The sequence below is a fragment of the Lysinibacillus sp. JNUCC-52 genome (assembly GCF_015999545.1).
In the GTDB taxonomy this organism is placed as follows: domain Bacteria; phylum Bacillota; class Bacilli; order Bacillales_A; family Planococcaceae; genus Lysinibacillus.
Window position 1 is genome coordinate 3986565 of record NZ_CP065546.1, and the last position, 15872, is coordinate 4002436.

General features: G+C 37.2%; 18 protein-coding genes. 13 read left to right on the top strand and 5 right to left on the bottom strand.

Features of this window, described 5'->3' with window-relative positions; all coding sequences use genetic code 11:
- Positions 1-86: 86 nt before the first annotated feature.
- Positions 87-482, bottom strand: a complete 396-nt coding sequence (locus JNUCC52_RS19695) for a sigma-w pathway protein ysdB (RefSeq protein ID WP_172772388.1) — start codon at positions 480-482, stop codon at positions 87-89.
- Between the two features lie 105 nt (positions 483-587).
- On the opposite strand from JNUCC52_RS19695, the gene JNUCC52_RS19700 reads away from it, so the two are divergent.
- The 6 genes from JNUCC52_RS19700 (at position 588) to argF (ending at position 4936) form a co-directional block, all read left to right on the top strand.
- A complete protein-coding gene (locus JNUCC52_RS19700; RefSeq protein WP_172772387.1) occupies positions 588-1073 on the top strand; it encodes a dUTP diphosphatase in 486 nt (161 codons plus the stop codon).
- A gap of 109 nt (positions 1074-1182) precedes the next feature.
- Positions 1183-2271, top strand: a complete 1089-nt coding sequence (locus JNUCC52_RS19705) for a M42 family metallopeptidase (RefSeq protein ID WP_172772386.1) — start codon at positions 1183-1185, stop codon at positions 2269-2271.
- 199 nt (positions 2272-2470) lie between these two features.
- Complete coding sequence (locus tag JNUCC52_RS19710; protein WP_337980612.1) at positions 2471-2953, top strand: DUF2975 domain-containing protein; 483 nt, start codon at positions 2471-2473, stop codon at positions 2951-2953.
- A gap of 209 nt (positions 2954-3162) precedes the next feature.
- On the top strand, positions 3163-3453 hold the full coding sequence (locus JNUCC52_RS19715) for a DUF2975 domain-containing protein (RefSeq protein WP_337980613.1): 291 nt from the start codon (positions 3163-3165) through the stop codon (positions 3451-3453).
- A gap of 10 nt (positions 3454-3463) precedes the next feature.
- The gene (locus tag JNUCC52_RS19720) at positions 3464-3688 is read left to right on the top strand and encodes a helix-turn-helix domain-containing protein (RefSeq protein WP_172772376.1); all 225 of its coding nucleotides are present in this window, start codon (positions 3464-3466) and stop codon (positions 3686-3688) included.
- A 282-nt stretch (positions 3689-3970) separates the two neighbouring features.
- Complete coding sequence (gene argF, locus JNUCC52_RS19725; protein ID WP_337980614.1) at positions 3971-4936, top strand: ornithine carbamoyltransferase; 966 nt, start codon at positions 3971-3973, stop codon at positions 4934-4936.
- 278 nt (positions 4937-5214) lie between these two features.
- Here the strand turns inward: argF and JNUCC52_RS19730 are convergent, their stop codons facing one another.
- Positions 5215-5823 (bottom strand): hypothetical protein, encoded by a 609-nt coding sequence (locus tag JNUCC52_RS19730; RefSeq protein WP_337980615.1) that lies wholly within the window; start codon positions 5821-5823, stop codon positions 5215-5217.
- Positions 5820-6455, bottom strand: coding sequence for a hypothetical protein (locus JNUCC52_RS19735; RefSeq protein WP_337980616.1), 636 nt, complete (start codon positions 6453-6455; stop codon positions 5820-5822). Before JNUCC52_RS19735 ends, JNUCC52_RS19730 begins: the two co-directional genes overlap by 4 nt.
- 236 nt (positions 6456-6691) lie before the next feature.
- Here JNUCC52_RS19735 and JNUCC52_RS19740 point away from each other — a divergent pair, with 236 nt between their 5' ends.
- Genes JNUCC52_RS19740 through JNUCC52_RS19760 form a run of 5 tightly spaced genes read left to right on the top strand, consistent with a single transcriptional unit; the run spans position 6692 to position 10884 of the window.
- Positions 6692-7324 (top strand): hypothetical protein, encoded by a 633-nt coding sequence (locus JNUCC52_RS19740; protein ID WP_337980617.1) that lies wholly within the window; start codon positions 6692-6694, stop codon positions 7322-7324.
- Positions 7321-7923, top strand: a complete 603-nt coding sequence (locus tag JNUCC52_RS19745) for a hypothetical protein (protein WP_337980618.1) — start codon at positions 7321-7323, stop codon at positions 7921-7923. Before JNUCC52_RS19740 ends, JNUCC52_RS19745 begins: the two co-directional genes overlap by 4 nt.
- Complete coding sequence (locus JNUCC52_RS19750; RefSeq protein ID WP_337980619.1) at positions 7920-9056, top strand: ABC transporter substrate-binding protein; 1137 nt, start codon at positions 7920-7922, stop codon at positions 9054-9056. Before JNUCC52_RS19745 ends, JNUCC52_RS19750 begins: the two co-directional genes overlap by 4 nt.
- Positions 9057-9070: 14 nt before the next feature.
- Positions 9071-10072: a FecCD family ABC transporter permease gene (locus JNUCC52_RS19755; protein ID WP_172772370.1), complete on the top strand. Its 1002-nt coding sequence runs from the start codon at positions 9071-9073 to the stop codon at positions 10070-10072.
- Positions 10069-10884, top strand: a complete 816-nt coding sequence (locus tag JNUCC52_RS19760; RefSeq protein WP_337980620.1) for an ABC transporter ATP-binding protein — start codon at positions 10069-10071, stop codon at positions 10882-10884. Before JNUCC52_RS19755 ends, JNUCC52_RS19760 begins: the two co-directional genes overlap by 4 nt.
- Before the next feature lie 101 nt (positions 10885-10985).
- Here JNUCC52_RS19760 and JNUCC52_RS19765 read toward each other — a convergent pair whose 3' ends face one another.
- Positions 10986-12365 (bottom strand): FAD-binding oxidoreductase, encoded by a 1380-nt coding sequence (locus JNUCC52_RS19765; RefSeq protein ID WP_172772368.1) that lies wholly within the window; start codon positions 12363-12365, stop codon positions 10986-10988.
- Positions 12366-12442: 77 nt separating this feature from the next.
- Complete coding sequence (gene sspI, locus JNUCC52_RS19770) at positions 12443-12652, bottom strand: small acid-soluble spore protein SspI (RefSeq protein WP_172772367.1); 210 nt, start codon at positions 12650-12652, stop codon at positions 12443-12445.
- 203 nt (positions 12653-12855) lie between these two features.
- On the opposite strand from sspI, the gene JNUCC52_RS19775 reads away from it, so the two are divergent.
- Both JNUCC52_RS19775 and JNUCC52_RS19780 read left to right on the top strand, forming a co-directional pair.
- Positions 12856-13413, top strand: a complete 558-nt coding sequence (locus JNUCC52_RS19775) for a sigma-70 family RNA polymerase sigma factor (protein WP_337980621.1) — start codon at positions 12856-12858, stop codon at positions 13411-13413.
- A gap of 212 nt (positions 13414-13625) precedes the next feature.
- Complete coding sequence (locus JNUCC52_RS19780; RefSeq protein WP_337980622.1) at positions 13626-15773, top strand: bifunctional diguanylate cyclase/phosphodiesterase; 2148 nt, start codon at positions 13626-13628, stop codon at positions 15771-15773.
- Positions 15774-15872: the final 99 nt, after the last annotated feature.

Below are 15872 nucleotides of genomic sequence, written 5' to 3' on the forward strand. Positions count from 1 at the left end.
CAGGAAGCGTGTGTTCTCGTAAAAATCATAAATTGTGTGAGTGACTGGCACAGCTAAGGGGTATTTTTGCGCAAAAAACACATCCTTCATGTGGAGGATGTGTTACGCATAAGCTGTTCAATGGGTTGCTTCCAGTTGATTTTCGCGTTAGGGTAGTTAAATAAAATTTCTTGCTGGAGATATTCGAAGTCACTCCTTGTAAACCCTTGTAAAGTTGCGGCATCGCGAGCGCCAACAAAAATAGTAACAACCTCAAATGCATCTTCTGTTGTACCTAAGTATTTTTCACCTTCAAAAAGCGCACCTTTAAAAGAAATAAAGAAATTCTTTCGAACATTTTTTACGTCATCATAAAAGTAATATTGGCCTTTTTCATAGGCTTCATCGAGTTTTCGTTTAGGATCGGTTATATATCGAATCGCTTTATAGAATACATAGATTATAAGCGCTATCACAGCAAGTCGAATAAGTAACGGTAACATTTTTAAAATTCCCCCTTGAAGAAAGGTTATTCCTACCTATACGATTAGGGGAGACATTTAGTTTCACTTTTTAAAAAATATTTTTTAGAAATTTAGGAGAAAAAAATGAATTTACAACAATTATTTACGATGCAAAAAGAACTAGATGCATTTATTGAAACTACACAAAAAATAGAACGAGATGTTTTTAAAGAAAAAGGCCTCGCCTTAATGGTAGAACTAGCGGAACTTGCTAATGAGACGCGTTGTTTTAAATTTTGGAGTACGAAAGGGCCGTCAGAGCGTACTGTGATTTTAGAGGAGTATGTGGATTCGATTCATTTTATTTTATCTCTAGGTTTATTAAAAGGGTACACGTCTATTGAAAAATGGCCTGTTGTTGAGGAAAAACGCGATTTAACAGAAACATTTTTAATGACACAGGACTATATATTAACGTTTATTAGTCATCCAACAGAGGATAGATATTTAGCGATTTGGCAATGCTATGGGTTACTTGCGTATAACCTTGGTTTTACATTTGAGGATGTTGTGTCAGCATACATTGAAAAAAATGAAGAAAATTATAATCGCCAACGTAATGGCTATTAATTTACTAGACTAAAGAGTAAAAAAAACACCAATTTTCAGACAAATTCACTAGGAATATTTCGGTAAACGAAGTATAATAGATGAGATACAAAATGTAGGAGGCAAAAGGATGACACAACTAGATTCAACTTTGCAAATGTTTAAAGATTTAACAGACGCGAATGGGATTGCAGGTAATGAGCGTGCTCCACGTGAGGTCATGAAAAAATACATCGCACCATACGCAGATACTGTAGAAACAGATCATTTAGGTAGCGTTATTGCTAAAAAAGTGGGCGATGAAAACGGCCCTAAAATTATGGTTGCTGGCCATTTAGACGAAGTAGGCTTTATGGTAACACAAATCGATGAAAAAGGATTCATCAAATTCCAAACAGTTGGTGGCTGGTGGAGCCAAGTAATGCTTGCACAGCGTGTAACAATTACAACTCGTAAAGGTGAAGAAATTATTGGGGTAATTGGTTCTAAACCACCTCACATTTTACCAGCAGATGTGCGTAACAAAGTGGTAGACATTAAAGACATGTTTATCGATGTTGGTGCTGCTTCAAAAGAAGAAGTACTTGAGTGGGGAGTATGTCCTGGTGACATGGTAACACCTTATTTCGAGTTCAATGTAATGAAAAATGACAAATACTTATTAGCAAAAGCATGGGATAACCGAATTGGTTGTGCAATTGCAATTGATGTCATGAAGGCATTAAAAGATGAAAAACATCCGAATATCCTATATTCTGTTGGGAACGTACAAGAAGAAGTAGGTCTTCGTGGTGCGAAAACAGCAACACATAAAATTCAACCAGATATCGGTTTTGCAGTTGATGTAGGTGTGGCTGGAGATACTCCAGGGGTAACACCGAAAGAGTCAACTAGTAAAATGGGTGCAGGTCCACAAATCGTTGTATATGATGCTTCAATGGTATCACACCGTGGTTTACGTGAATTTGTTTTAGATGTGGCGGATGAAAACAATATCCCATATCAATTTGAAGCAATGGCTGGTGGCGGTACAGACGCTGGCTCAATCCATGTAACGGCAAATGGTGTACCTGCTTTATCAATCGGTATTGCTACACGCTATATCCACTCACACGCAGGTATTTTACACCGTGATGACTACGATAACGCTGTGAAGTTAATGGTTGAAGTCATTAAAAAATTAGACCGTGATGCAGTAAACAAAATTACATTTGATTAAATGTAACAGTAAATAAAAAATACCTTCTAACAATTTGTTAGAAGGTATTTTTTTTATAATGATTAGTATTGATAGTGGTGAAAAATGCAAAGGAATTTAAATTAACAATAATATTTTGGTGAAATTCAATGTTTTTTTATTGTAAAACGATAAAATATCGTTTACAATCAAGTTGAAAATAAACCAATGAGGTGTTTTTATGAAAATAGCTACAACTTTGTTTTTAAAAATTGCGGTGATTCTTATGGCCATTCCCGTTTTAGCATTATGTATTTTTCTTGTGCCTGAATTAGGAAAGGTAGCAGTAGAGCTGGTTCCATCGTATCCATCTTTAAAATATATCGTTTCGATTATTTTTTATGCTTCTTCAATTCCATTTTACTTTGCTTTATATCAGGCATTTCAACTTTTACGTTACATCGATCTAAACAAAGCATTTTCGGAGTTATCCGTTAAATCATTAAAGAAAATAAAATACTGTGCCATTATAATTAGTATTTTACATGTGTTAGCTTTGCCACTCTTCTACCTTTTTGCAGAGATGGACGATGCACCAGGAGTGATATTCGTTGGAATGCTTGTACCTTTTGTATCGATGGTCATTGCCGTATTTGCGGCAGTTCTTCAAAGACTTTTACAAGAAGCAGTTGAAATCAAATCAGAGAACGACCTTGTAGTTTAAGGAGATTGACAGTGGAGAGGTGTTTTATGAAACGAGGTGCAACGATATTTTTAAAAGGAGTTATTCTTCTTATAAGCATCGCAACATTAACATGTGTTTTGTGTACCTGAGATAGCTAAAAGTGATGCGAAAATGAATCCAGCATCTGCTTATTTACAATTCCCTTTTTTACTAGCGGCTTATGGTTTAACTCTCCTTTTTTTATTGCGTTGTATCAAGCATTTAAGCTTTTAATTTACATTGATAAAAACAAGACTTTTTCGGAAGGATCAGTAGGGGCATTAAAGGTTATGAAGTTCTGTGCTACCATCATCAGTGCATTTATTATAGGTGGAATCCTTTTTGTTGCGGTATTTCTGGATGGGGACAGAGCTGGTATTATAGCATTAGGGTTATATTTTACTTTTGCTTCAAGTGTCATTGCAACCTTTGCTGGTGTTCTCCAACATCTTGTTAAAGAAGTCGTAGATATAATAACTGAAAATGAGTTAATAGTGTGAGGTTGAGGATATGACAATAATTATTAACATCGATGTGATGTTAGCCAAACGGAAAATGAGCGTAACGGAACTTTCGGAAAGGGTTGGCATAACAATGGCTAATCTTTCTATCTTAAAAAATGGCAAAGCGAAAGCAATTCGCTTATCTACATTAGAGTCGATTTGTAAGGCATTAGAATGTCAGCCAGGCGATATTTTAGAATACCGAAGTGAAGACACTCCGAAAGATTCATAAATGTAAATGAAATATGCTATGTAAGATAGCATATTTATAAAAAAAGAGCTTGCCTGTGGGTAAGCTTTTTTTTGTAGTGTTTTACATAAGTATGCAAGTTATCTTTAGTAGTCAATATGATATTACTTAGTTATTAATGCATAAATATTCAAATAGACGAATTTTTGTCACAAACAACATATGAATTCTTACTTTTGAAAATAAACATAAAAATTCAGTTGATTTTATAATTATGCATGTGTATACTAAACTCAACAGTTACAAAAGCAAGGAGAGAAGGCTATGAAATTATTAGAAGAAGTACAGTTAAAGTTAGTATCAAGCTTAAAAGGGAAAGACTTACTAACTTTGCTAGACTATACAAGTGAAGAAGTACAGCAGTTAGTTGCACTTTCGACGCAACTGAAAATGATTACAAAAGAAGGTAAATGTCCGAAGTTACTTGAAGGAAAAACACTTGGTATGATTTTTGAAAAACATTCAACGCGTACTCGTATTTCATTTGAAGTGGGAATGGAACAATTGGGCGGTAAAGGTATGTTTATGCATGCACGTGATTTACAAATCGGTCGCGGTGAATCCATTTATGATACTGCACATGTGTTATCTGGCTATTTAGATGGCATTATGATTCGTGCAAACTCGCATGCGATGGTTAAAGAGCTTGCTGAGCATGCAACGATTCCTGTAATTAATGGCTTAACGGATATATATCATCCTTGTCAGGCGTTAGCTGATTTAGAAACAATCGCTGAAAATAAAGGTGAATTACAAGGTCTTAAAATTGCATATGTTGGTGATGGCAACAACGTGGCGCACTCCTTAGTAGTCGCTTCTGCACACGTCGGTATGAACGTCGCAGTAGCAACGCCTGTTGGCTATGAATGTGATGCAGAGGTTATCGCAAAAGCACAAGCTATCGCAATGGCAAATGGGAGTACAATCACAATTACACATGATCCTGTAGCAGCAGTTCAAAATGCAGATGTAGTGTATGCAGATGTTTGGACATCAATGGGCCAAGAAGAGGAAGCAGCAAAACGCTTACAAGATTTTGCCGAGTATCAAATCAATGATGAGCTTGTGGCACATGCAAAGCCAAACTACATGTTCCTTCATTGCTTACCAGCTCATCGCGAAGAAGAAGTAGCAACATCTGTTATCGATGGTCCAAATTCGTATATTTTTGAGCAGGCGGAAAATAGACTTCATGCTCAAAAAGCGGTTTTAGCTTCCATTATGGCTTAAGTAAAGGGATAGGATAGTTGACTCTCTAATTGAGAGTTCCTATATACAAAGTTTGCACTAGTAACAGAGGGTGTTAGTGCCAACAACATACTAGTAGCATACAGACAGAGGGATGTATGCTACGCGCGATGTACGTTGTCAAGATGGATGACTTCATCGCTACATAGTGAAAGTAACCTGGGAGACGCTGGGTTACTTTTTTTGTTAATTTCTATTGATTTGTAAAGAAAACCCGCTGATTTGCAAGCTATCAGCGGGTTTGTTGTTCAAGAATGATTTCAAATCGTTCCATATGCAAGGTAAGGGAAAAAACCTTCAAAAAATCGTTCGGTTGCAGGCATGAAATAGGAACCAAAGTGGAAATCAGGGTCAAGTGTTGTAACAATCCATTTTCCAGCAGTGGAATGCGCATCTATATAGAGTACAGCACCACCATCTTCCGTAGAAATTAAAATATCAGCATGTGCAGGTGGCCAAAAAACGCCGTGTTGATGCCAAGTACAATCAACGAGTGTGAGATAGCCATTGAATAGAGGATGCGCTGGATTTTGCAGTATTAAACCACTAGAAGCATCTTTATCAAGCCACCACCAGAAGTTTGTTAGACGTTCTTCCCAATGTTGCGCAGGAATCCAATTCCAAGGCTGTGGTCCGAATGCAACGACAATGCCACCATTTTCTGCAAATGCGTGAATTTTTTCAACGCTTGCTAGCAATAGCTTATAGTTTAATTGGGACGGGACGATGAGCACATCGAGCTCATTTATATCGGTTTCTAAAAAATCTGGATGGTAAATTAACTTCGTAATAAATTGATTAAATTTTGGCTCGTGGAAAGTGCGATAATGGGATTCATGCCCACTATAGATAACCCCAATTTTTCTCATTGATGATTGTCCTCCTTTAAAGCTTGTACCTCAGATTCAAGCCAGGCAAGAAATTGTGGGCGAATGCGATCTGTTGATTTGTTTTCACCTGCATAGCCAAGCAGTTCACGTCCTGCGTGAACTAAAATTGTCCCATTTGTAGAACAGCGGTCAATGTATGTAACGGGCTTACCATTTGCAAACGTTAATAAAATTTCAGCATTTGCTGGTGCATGATGATAGCCGCGAGCAAAAAAGCCTGCAACCCCTTTTTTAAATGTCATATCTTCAGTTAAAACTCCATCGAAAATAACAGATTGCTCTGTTGGAAAAACTTCATAATCTTTGAAATTTTGAATGTGTTGGGGCATAAATGGGCCACAACCTGGCAACCATTCTCGGAATAAATGCCCGCAGTATACAACGATTTTTTTGTTTGCTAAAAATGCTGCAATTTTTTCACGTTGTAAATATAGCCATTCTTGGTCTATAAAATTGGGAATAAAAAGAACATCTACATCGTCCAAATTAACTTGTGGAAAATCATATTGATCTATGATTTTTGCTTCGTTACCTGTATCTCTCTGCATGCGACCGTTAACACCAAAAGCATGTCCTGGGTCTAGTTTTAGCATCGTATATGGAATGCTCATAAACATATCCTCCTAGTAAAATAATTAAATACCCAATCATTTTTTGGTAATAAATAATATTAAAAAAACATTTAAAATGCTATGTAAATATTGTTTGACCAAAAATATGTTGCGAATATTAGAATTCTATAAAAAGCAAATTGACATTGAGAATCATTATCAATATACTGTTATATATATTCTATTGCAAATGATAATCATTTTCAATATATTTTCAAAAGAAAGTAGGGAATGCCGTGAAACCAATTGCGTATATCGGTATTGATATTCAATTTGCTAGGTTGTCAGATGAGGATCGTAGGCGCGGACTTACATTTTTATATTTATACGATTTGCCGTATGCAGATTTACGTGCTTATGCGGGTCTCATTATTACGAATCTAGTAGAGGAGCAGTTTTTGTTAGAGCATAAAGCTATGCTGGAGCAGTATTTAAAACAGGGTGGCGTAATTTTTTCGCTAACTGAGACATCATTACCTTGGTTAGTAGGTGTGCCTAACTGGAAACGGTCGCCAATTCCATTGAAGGATCGTGAAATCGTTATAAAAGATTCTGCCCATCCATTATTTGCGGGAATTGATGCATATGACATTAACTATCGCAAAGGTGTTAGGGGCTTTTTCTCACGCGGATATTTTGAAAAAGTTCCATTGCATGCAGAGATTCTTGTGACTGACCAAAGTGGAGCAGTCCTTATTTATGTAGATCATGATTCAACAAATGGAACAATCTTTGCGGGTGCAGGAACAGATATATATCGTGTGTTCATTGACGAAGATAATACCTCTCGTCAATTAAGTGTGCAAATGCTTGCATGCATCCGTGCAGAATATGTACGCAATCAAGCGAAAGGAGCTCAAATACAATGATTGGGATTGTCACAAATGGACTACCATTTCAAAATCGCTTTTTTGCAGAGGAGGAATTTCATTATTTATATGATGATATTTTACATATTCGAGAGCTGCATCGGTATGATTTAGCAAATTACGATACGTTAATTTTATCTTGCCGTTTAGATATTCCTCATTTAAAACGTTATCAATCACAGCTTTTAGCGTTCATTGAATCAGGTAAGCGGCTCATTATTTTTGGTGAGATTTTGGATAATTGGTTTCCTACGATTGATTGGCAAGATTCTGAGGTGAATTTTAGCTGGTGGGTGCGAGATGGTGGAGACTTGCCAATGACTGAGCAAAATATGACACACCCATTGTTTAAATACGTAACACTCCGTGATTTAAAATGGCATTATCATGGCTCGTTTTTACCGCCAGAAGGTGCTCAGTCTTTACTTGATATACCTAATGGTCGCTCACTATTTTATGTCGACAATGTAAGCTTTAACGGAGAATTAGTCTTAACAACACTTGACCCTATGTTTCATATAGGACTAGGTTTTATTGATCAATCAAAACCGTTTTTACACGGGATAGCAAAATGGCTCAGAGAGGAAGAAGGACAATGAAAAAATACGGATTTCTAGCAACATTAGCATTAGCGGCAATGCTAGCAGCGTGTGGCGATAAAGATGAGGGGGCAGTAACAGAACAACCGTCTGAAACTTCTGATGTGCAAACAACGGCTGAAGAAAAAGTTGTGACAGACCAACTAGGTAGAGAAGTGACAATACCTGGAAAAATTGAACGGGTTGTAACAGGAGGCATATTGCCTTATTTTTCTACATGGTATGTAGCGACAAACTCTACAAAAGAGATAGTGGGTATGCACCCCAATTCATATAATGCTGCGAAAAACTCTATTCTATCAAAAATTTCACCAGATGTGTTAAATGCAGAAACGTCTTATATTCAAAATGGTGAGGTGAATGTTGAGGAATTACTAAAGATTGATCCCCAACTGTATGTAGAAATTTCAACAAATGAAGATTCAATTAACAAAGTAACAGAAGCGGGTATTCCTGTTGTTGCGGTAAAAGCAATTGATGCCGCAGCCGCTGAACCATTAGCAACATTCAATAGCTGGCTAACATTAACAAGTAAAATAACTGGAACAACTGATCGTGCGGACCGTTTTTTACAAGAGGGCAAAAAGGTGCAGTCTGAACTTGATGCCAAATTAAAAGATATAGCAAAAGAGGACAAGCCACGTGCATTAATATTATTTATGCATAATGATAAGTCCATTACGGTAGGTGGTAGCAACTTCTTCGGCAATCAATGGCTAAACGCAACGGGTGCAATAGATGTTGCTGAAAAGGATGTACAAGGAAGAAAAGAAGTAAATATGGAACAAATTTACTCTTGGAATCCTGATATTATTTACATTACAAACTTTACGGAAACACAGCCCGAAGATTTACTTGAAAATAAAGTGGATGGACAGGACTGGAGTCAGGTAAAAGCAGTGCAAGATGGAAAGGTTTATAAAATTCCATTAGGTATATATCGCTGGTTCCCACCAAGTGGCGATGCACCGCTAATGCTAAAATGGATGGCTCAAAAAAATCATCCAGCGTTATTTACGTATAAGATTGAAGATGAAATTAAAACGTATTACAAAGACTTCTATGAATTTGACGTAACAGATGAGGAAATCCATGATATATTAAACCCTTCTTCTGACGCGGCGAAATATTAAGGATTGATAGTTAGATGAAGAAGTGGATTATTGCATTGTTATGGTTGCTACCATTTTTGGTAGCAATCGTTTCACTCGGTGTTGGTCGTTTTGAAGTAGGTCTTGACCATATAATAAAAATTTTAACATCACAATTGTTCCCAATTGAACAAACATGGACAAAGATGGAAGAAACAGTTGTGATGAATGTCCGTTTACCTCGTATTTTGCTCGCTCTTCTCATTGGTGGAGGGTTAGCAATAGCAGGTGCAGGATTTCAAGGTATGTTTGGCAACCCGCTAGTTTCGCCAGATATTTTAGGTGTTTCAGCAGGTGCGGGTTTTGGTGCATCATTAGGTATTTTATTATTTGGCCAAAATTTTTCTGCACAAATAATGGCATTACTTTTCGGTTTAGGTGCGATTGGCTTTACATTTTTAGTAGCAGGTGCAAAAAAGAATGCGCCTATTTTTATGTTCGTATTGGCTGGTGTTGTCACATCTGCCCTTTTTAATGCTTTGATTTCCCTTATCAAATTTGTGGCAGACCCAGAGGAGAAGTTACCAGCCATTACCTATTGGCTAATGGGGAGTCTCGGTACTGCAACCTATAAAGATCTATATATTGGTGGCCCATTAATTTTAATAGGTATTCTACTCCTCTATTTACTGCGTTGGCGAATAAATATTTTAACATTGCCAGAGGATGAAGCAAAGTCCATGGGGATTCCAGTCGCACGTTTAAAATGGCTCGTAATTTTTGGAGCAACACTAATAACAGCGGCATCTGTAGCTGTAGCGGGCATCGTAGGTTGGGTTGGTTTAATTATTCCACATGTTGCACGCATGCTTGTCGGTAATAACAATCAATTTGTTCTACCTGTGTCTGTTGCAATCGGTAGTGTGTACTTATTAATTATCGATGATTTAGCACGCTCACTAACAGCAACAGAAATTCCATTGTCCATTTTAACAGCCATTATTGGTGCACCATTTTTTGCTTATTTATTACGTCGTTCAGGAGGTGGCTGGGGATGAAAATAGAAGTGGTCGATGGCAATTACTATTATGAGAAGCGCCGCACCAAAATGCCTCATTTATATGCAAAAGATATTAATTTTACATTAGCATCAGGTGAAATAATGGCTATTCTTGGACCGAATGGTGCAGGGAAAACAACTATGCTAAAGTGTATTACAGGTCTTCTCGATTGGAAAAAAGGCAAGACATTGATAGACGGTAAACCTCTTAGCGCAATGGACCGTAAAGAGTTGTGGAAGCGAGTTGGCTATGTACCTCAGGCGCATAAGATGGTATTTGGCTTTACTGTGGAAGAGCTAGTTGTCATGGGGCGTGCGCCATATATTAGTACATTGGCGCAGCCTTCAGCCAAGGATATGGAAGCGGCTCATGCAGCACTGAACACAATTGGAATAACCCATCTTGCTAAAAAATCATGTAATGAAATTAGCGGAGGAGAGCTACAATTGGCTTTAATTGCTCGTACGCTCGTGTCTAATCCTGAGGTTTTAATATTAGATGAACCCGAATCACATTTGGATATTCAAAAGCAAATTGTTATATTACAAACGATAAAGCGCTTATCTAAAGAGCGAGGTATTTCTTGCATCATTAATACCCACTATCCAAACCATGCCTTTTATCTTGCAGATCGTGTATTAATGACAGCGAAAGAAAAGGATGTTATATACGGCGATGTACAGGAGGTAATGACTGAGTCTCGAATGAAGGAATTTTTCGGTATAGAGCTAAAAAAAATAATTTACGAGGAAGAGGATTATTTCGTTGAAACGATGGTTCCTCGCGCACTAGGACAAAATGTGATATAAGTGCCTGTCACCTTAAATGTAAAAACACGGTCCCCTGCAGTGGAGGAGACCGTGTTTTCATTGTTTATGGGAAGGATTTCAATTGGGAGAAATTCGAGCAACTATACGTTGAAAATTTTCCCTGGATTCATAATGTTATGTGGATCGAGCGCTGTCTTAATGCTTTTCATAACAAGTAGGGAGGCACCGTGCTCCATCGATTGGTATTTCATTTTACCAATACCTACACCGTGTTCGCCTGTACAAGTTCCTCCGCGAAGCAGCGCATATTGCACAATATGCTCATTGAAACGGTCCGCTTGCGCACGTTCGTTTGAATCTGTCGGGTCCAACATTAACAATGCATGGAAATTCCCATCTCCAACATGTCCGACAATTCCTCCTGCTAAACCGACGTTGTTTAACTGTTCGCGGGCATACAAAATGGTCTCTGCCAATTTTGAAATCGGAACACAAACATCTGTTGACATAAGCTTTTTCCCTGGATACGCATGAATATATGCATAGGCTAATGTATGTCGCGCCTCCCATAGCTTATTACGAGCTGCGTTGTCTTGCTCAAACTCGACAGACGTACAGCCGAAATCCTCAAAAATTTCTGTAGCAAATGCAATATCAGCTTGCATACCTGCATCATTACCGTGGAACTCTAAAAACAGCGTCGGTTTTTCATCATAAGAAGTTTCATTATAAATATTAACTTGTGTAATAGACGCTTCATCGACTAACTCGACACGACCAATGGAAATGCCAGCCTGCAATAATGCGGCTACTGCACTAACTGCATCGCCAACTGTTTCAAATACAGCACGACCTGCAGTGACAAATTCCGGAATACCATAAACTTGCAATGTTAGCTCTGTAAAACAGCCTAGTGTACCTTCAGAACCAACAAATAAGCCATTTAAGTGATAGCCTGACGATGATTTGGCTGCTAAATTTCCAGTATGTATAACAGTACCGTCTGCCAGTACCACTTCTAAATCACGCACTTGGTCGCGCATAACACCATATCGAACAGCAGTAGTACCGCTGGCATTTGTTGCTGCCATTCCTCCAAGTGTCGCATCTGCTCCTGGATCTACCGTAAATTGAAGGCCGTGTTTTTTTAATTCTTTATTTAATTGTGCACGTGTTACACCTGGTTGCACTTTCACTAGTAAATCTTCTGGGCGAATATCTAAAATTGTATTCATTTCAGAAAAATCGATAGAAATACCGTTAGCAATCGGAATAGCATTTCCTTCTAAACTGGAGCCAACGCCAAATGGTACGACAGGTATAAGATTTGCATGTGCTATTTTCATAATGGCACTTACGTCTCCTGTGGAACGTGGGAACACTACTATATCTGGCAAGTTCATTGCATGATGGGATTCATCTTTGCCATGTAGCTCTCGTACCGTATCGTTTGTCGACACTTGCTCATCCGATAATACCTCTCTAAGTTGATTTACTATTAGCTCTACTGCAACAGTCATTCCAATCCCTCCAAACTTTCTGATAAATCTAATTTATCATGCGATTAGTGGAAATGGAATGTCCTGTTTACAAAAAATCAGTGTGCAAATACTTTTTCTAACTTTTGTACGAATGCTTCTTGTTCTTCATTAGTTGATTGTTGCCACCATTTTTCGAAAAATACACCTAGGCCAGGTAGTAAATGCTCCTCGCCACGTGAAATGGCATCTTGGACTATATCTTTAAATTCTGCTGCTGATTGACCATGGACATTTGCCGTAATGGCATCTCTTATTTGAAAATTCATCTATTTCGCCTCCTTAGTCATAATTTGTCCACTGACATTAGAAATATGTATAAAAATTAATGAAAAACATAGGATTTTTTAAAATTCTCTCGATATTTCGTTTAAATTTAGGCAGATATTTATGCAAATCTGTAGAGAATACTTGTAAAAGGGTTATTCGACGAGCTTTTTACCGCAAGTTAAGCTAAAAACACCTAGGAATAATGGACTGTGCACAAGTCGTTAGGAAAGTATCAGTGCCATTTGAAAAACAAACACAAATTGTTTCACCACAACAGCCTTTTGAAGAAGTATTAGAATTGGTGCAACCGATGATTTCCTCCATATTATCAAAGTGCCATATTTACAAAGACTTTGAGTATTATCGTCAAATTGCAGCAATTGCTGTATGGAAAGCATATAGCAATGCAGATCCTTCGAAAGGGCAATTTTCTGCCTATATTTATACAACCGTGAAAGGTGAAATTTTGAAAGAACTTACGAAAGAAAGAAGATTTCAGGACAAGGAAATATTAATGGCTGATGACACGTTGAATTTTATACGTTGTCGGGAGAAACAAATCAATCCACTTGGAGAGTGTCTTTTAGTAGATAAAATAATGGACCAATTAACAGAGGATGAAAGAAAGATACTGCAACTATATTACCTAGATGGTTATAGGTATGAAGAAATAGCTAAAGTACTACAGGTATCAGTCGCTGCAATTAAAAAAAGACGTACTAGACTAATAAAGAAACTACGTCGTCACCTTAATGAGTAAACTAAATTACTACTAAAAGATAATAAAAGTATGCTAATATCAAAATAAATTGAATATTAGCATACTTCACTTGTTGCATACAAAGTCCAATAAAAATGCTATGATTTGTAAGAAGTCAAAGAAATATACAATTTTAATACGTTTAAATATAATATGTAGGTAGAGTTACCTATCTATTTTGATTGTGTATATATTGATATGGAGGGTTAGTATTGGAAAACGCGTGTAATCATTTAGATAAAAGGGAGATATGGTATAGTGCGATACCACTGCTTCTATTGATTCCTCTTTTAATATTCAATAATCAGCTTATGTCTATTTTTACAGAAGGAAATATCCTCGGTTATTTAAGATTAATTATGAAAATATTAATTGTTGTATTCACGATGACAATTGCCATTCATTCTTGGCTTGTATTTTCGCAGTTATTAATCAATCATACATTATACATAGGTAGTGTTTTCTTTCTTATCGCTTTGCTAGAGATTGCTAATATTGTCATATCAGTCCCACAAAGTGTAGACACAATATTAATAGGCGTCTGGATACAAATTTTTATGCGAATGGCTTTAGTAATAGGGATTCTACTTATTATTGCGAAGCCTAGAAAAAAGTTAACATTGGCTCACCGGAGGGTAGCTTATGGAATAGCGATTTTGTCTGTTATGCTTATGCTTTTTAGTTTATATAAGGTACAGCCATTCCTTGAAGAGCATCAGCCAATAACTCCTCATACAGTACAATTATTGACTGGCGCTATACAAGGGGTTTCCATTTATTTTTTAAGCAAGCATTTTAAAAGTGCACGAAAACAGGTTTTGTGGTTAATTAGTGGGTCCGTATATTTAATTTTGAGCGATGTTGTGTTTATTTTTAGCAAAGACGACAATGCTATTTGGATGTTTATTGCACTGTTTTACCAGTTTTCAGCTTATTACGTTTTTTTAAAGGCGATTTACTATACATCAGTTGAGAAACCATATTTACAGCTATTAAAAATTAAGCAAGACCTGGAACAATCACAACAGGAGCTTACTTTTCAAGCATATCATGATGATATTACCCAACTGCCAAATGAGCGTCTTTTATTAAAAACATTGAAAGAGGAGCTGCATAAGGATAGTAAACGAAAGGCGGTTATTTCTATTGAAATTGACCGACTTGCCACCATTAGTGATTCCTTAGGTATTAGCAATTCCAATAAAATGATGAAACTTGTAGCGGAAAGGATTCAAGCAATGCTACCGCCGCATTATTTTGCAACGAAGTTACGGGAAAGCCAATTTGTTATTTATATTAACCATGTACAAACACAAGAAGAACTAATACAGTTTTGTTTGAACATTAAAAGTACGATGGAAAAACCTTTACAAGTTCAGCTTTTCTCATTAAAAGGGAATGTTAATATGGGTATTGCATTCAATGAAAAAAATTGTTCTGCTGAAGAATTATTGATGCATGCACAGCTGGCAATGCGTGAAGCAAGCCAAATACCACAACGTTTCCTTTTCTATAAAGAGCATATGTCAACGGGCGTGACAGATCGTATATTGCTGGAGCAGGAATTACATAGAGCACTCGATCAACAGGAATTTTATTTGGATTACCAGCCCCAAATTAATTTGAAAACAGGGAAAATAGAATCGGTGGAGGCGCTTGTCCGTTGGCGACATCCAGTTCATGGTTTTGTGCCGCCTGATAAATTTATTGACATTGCCGAAGAGTCAGGGCTAATTATTCCTCTCGGTAAATGGATACTTGAAACAGCATGCTTGCAAGCAAAGGCATGGGAAGCACAAGGTCTACCTAAAATGAAGGTTGCTGTTAATTTATCGCTAGGACAATTATTCCAGCAAGATTTGGTGCAAATGGTGAAGGAGATTTTACAGCGAAGTAAGCTGGAACCAGCCTATCTACAGTTGGAAATAACCGAAAGTATGACAATGAATATTGATCAAATGACTCAATTACTACATGAGTTAAAGGCATTAGGAATTCAAATAGCAGTCGATGATTTTGGCACAGGGTACTCGTCCTTGTCATATTTAAAAGAATTTCCAATTGATTGTTTAAAAATTGATCGCGCTTTTGTACATAATATTCAGCATGATGCTAATGATGAAGCACTCGTTTCTATGATTCTTTCCATGGCAAAGCATTTACGTTTAAAGGTTGTGGCTGAGGGGATAGAAGAAGTGGCTCAACTGGCTTTCCTTGTTGCAGGTGACTGCGATTATATTCAAGGCTATTTATTTAGTAAACCTATTACTGCCGAGCAGCTGACCGCGACTTTTTACGATTTACATGTACATGCTAATGAGATTTTAGAGCAGTACAAATGCGGTAAAGAAAATAATTAATGAACCGAGTGAAAGCGAAATAAAAGGTAAATCCGCATTGACTTAAGTTGGACAGCTAATTTAGAAGTGATAAGCTGATCGACCTAAGTACAATGCGGA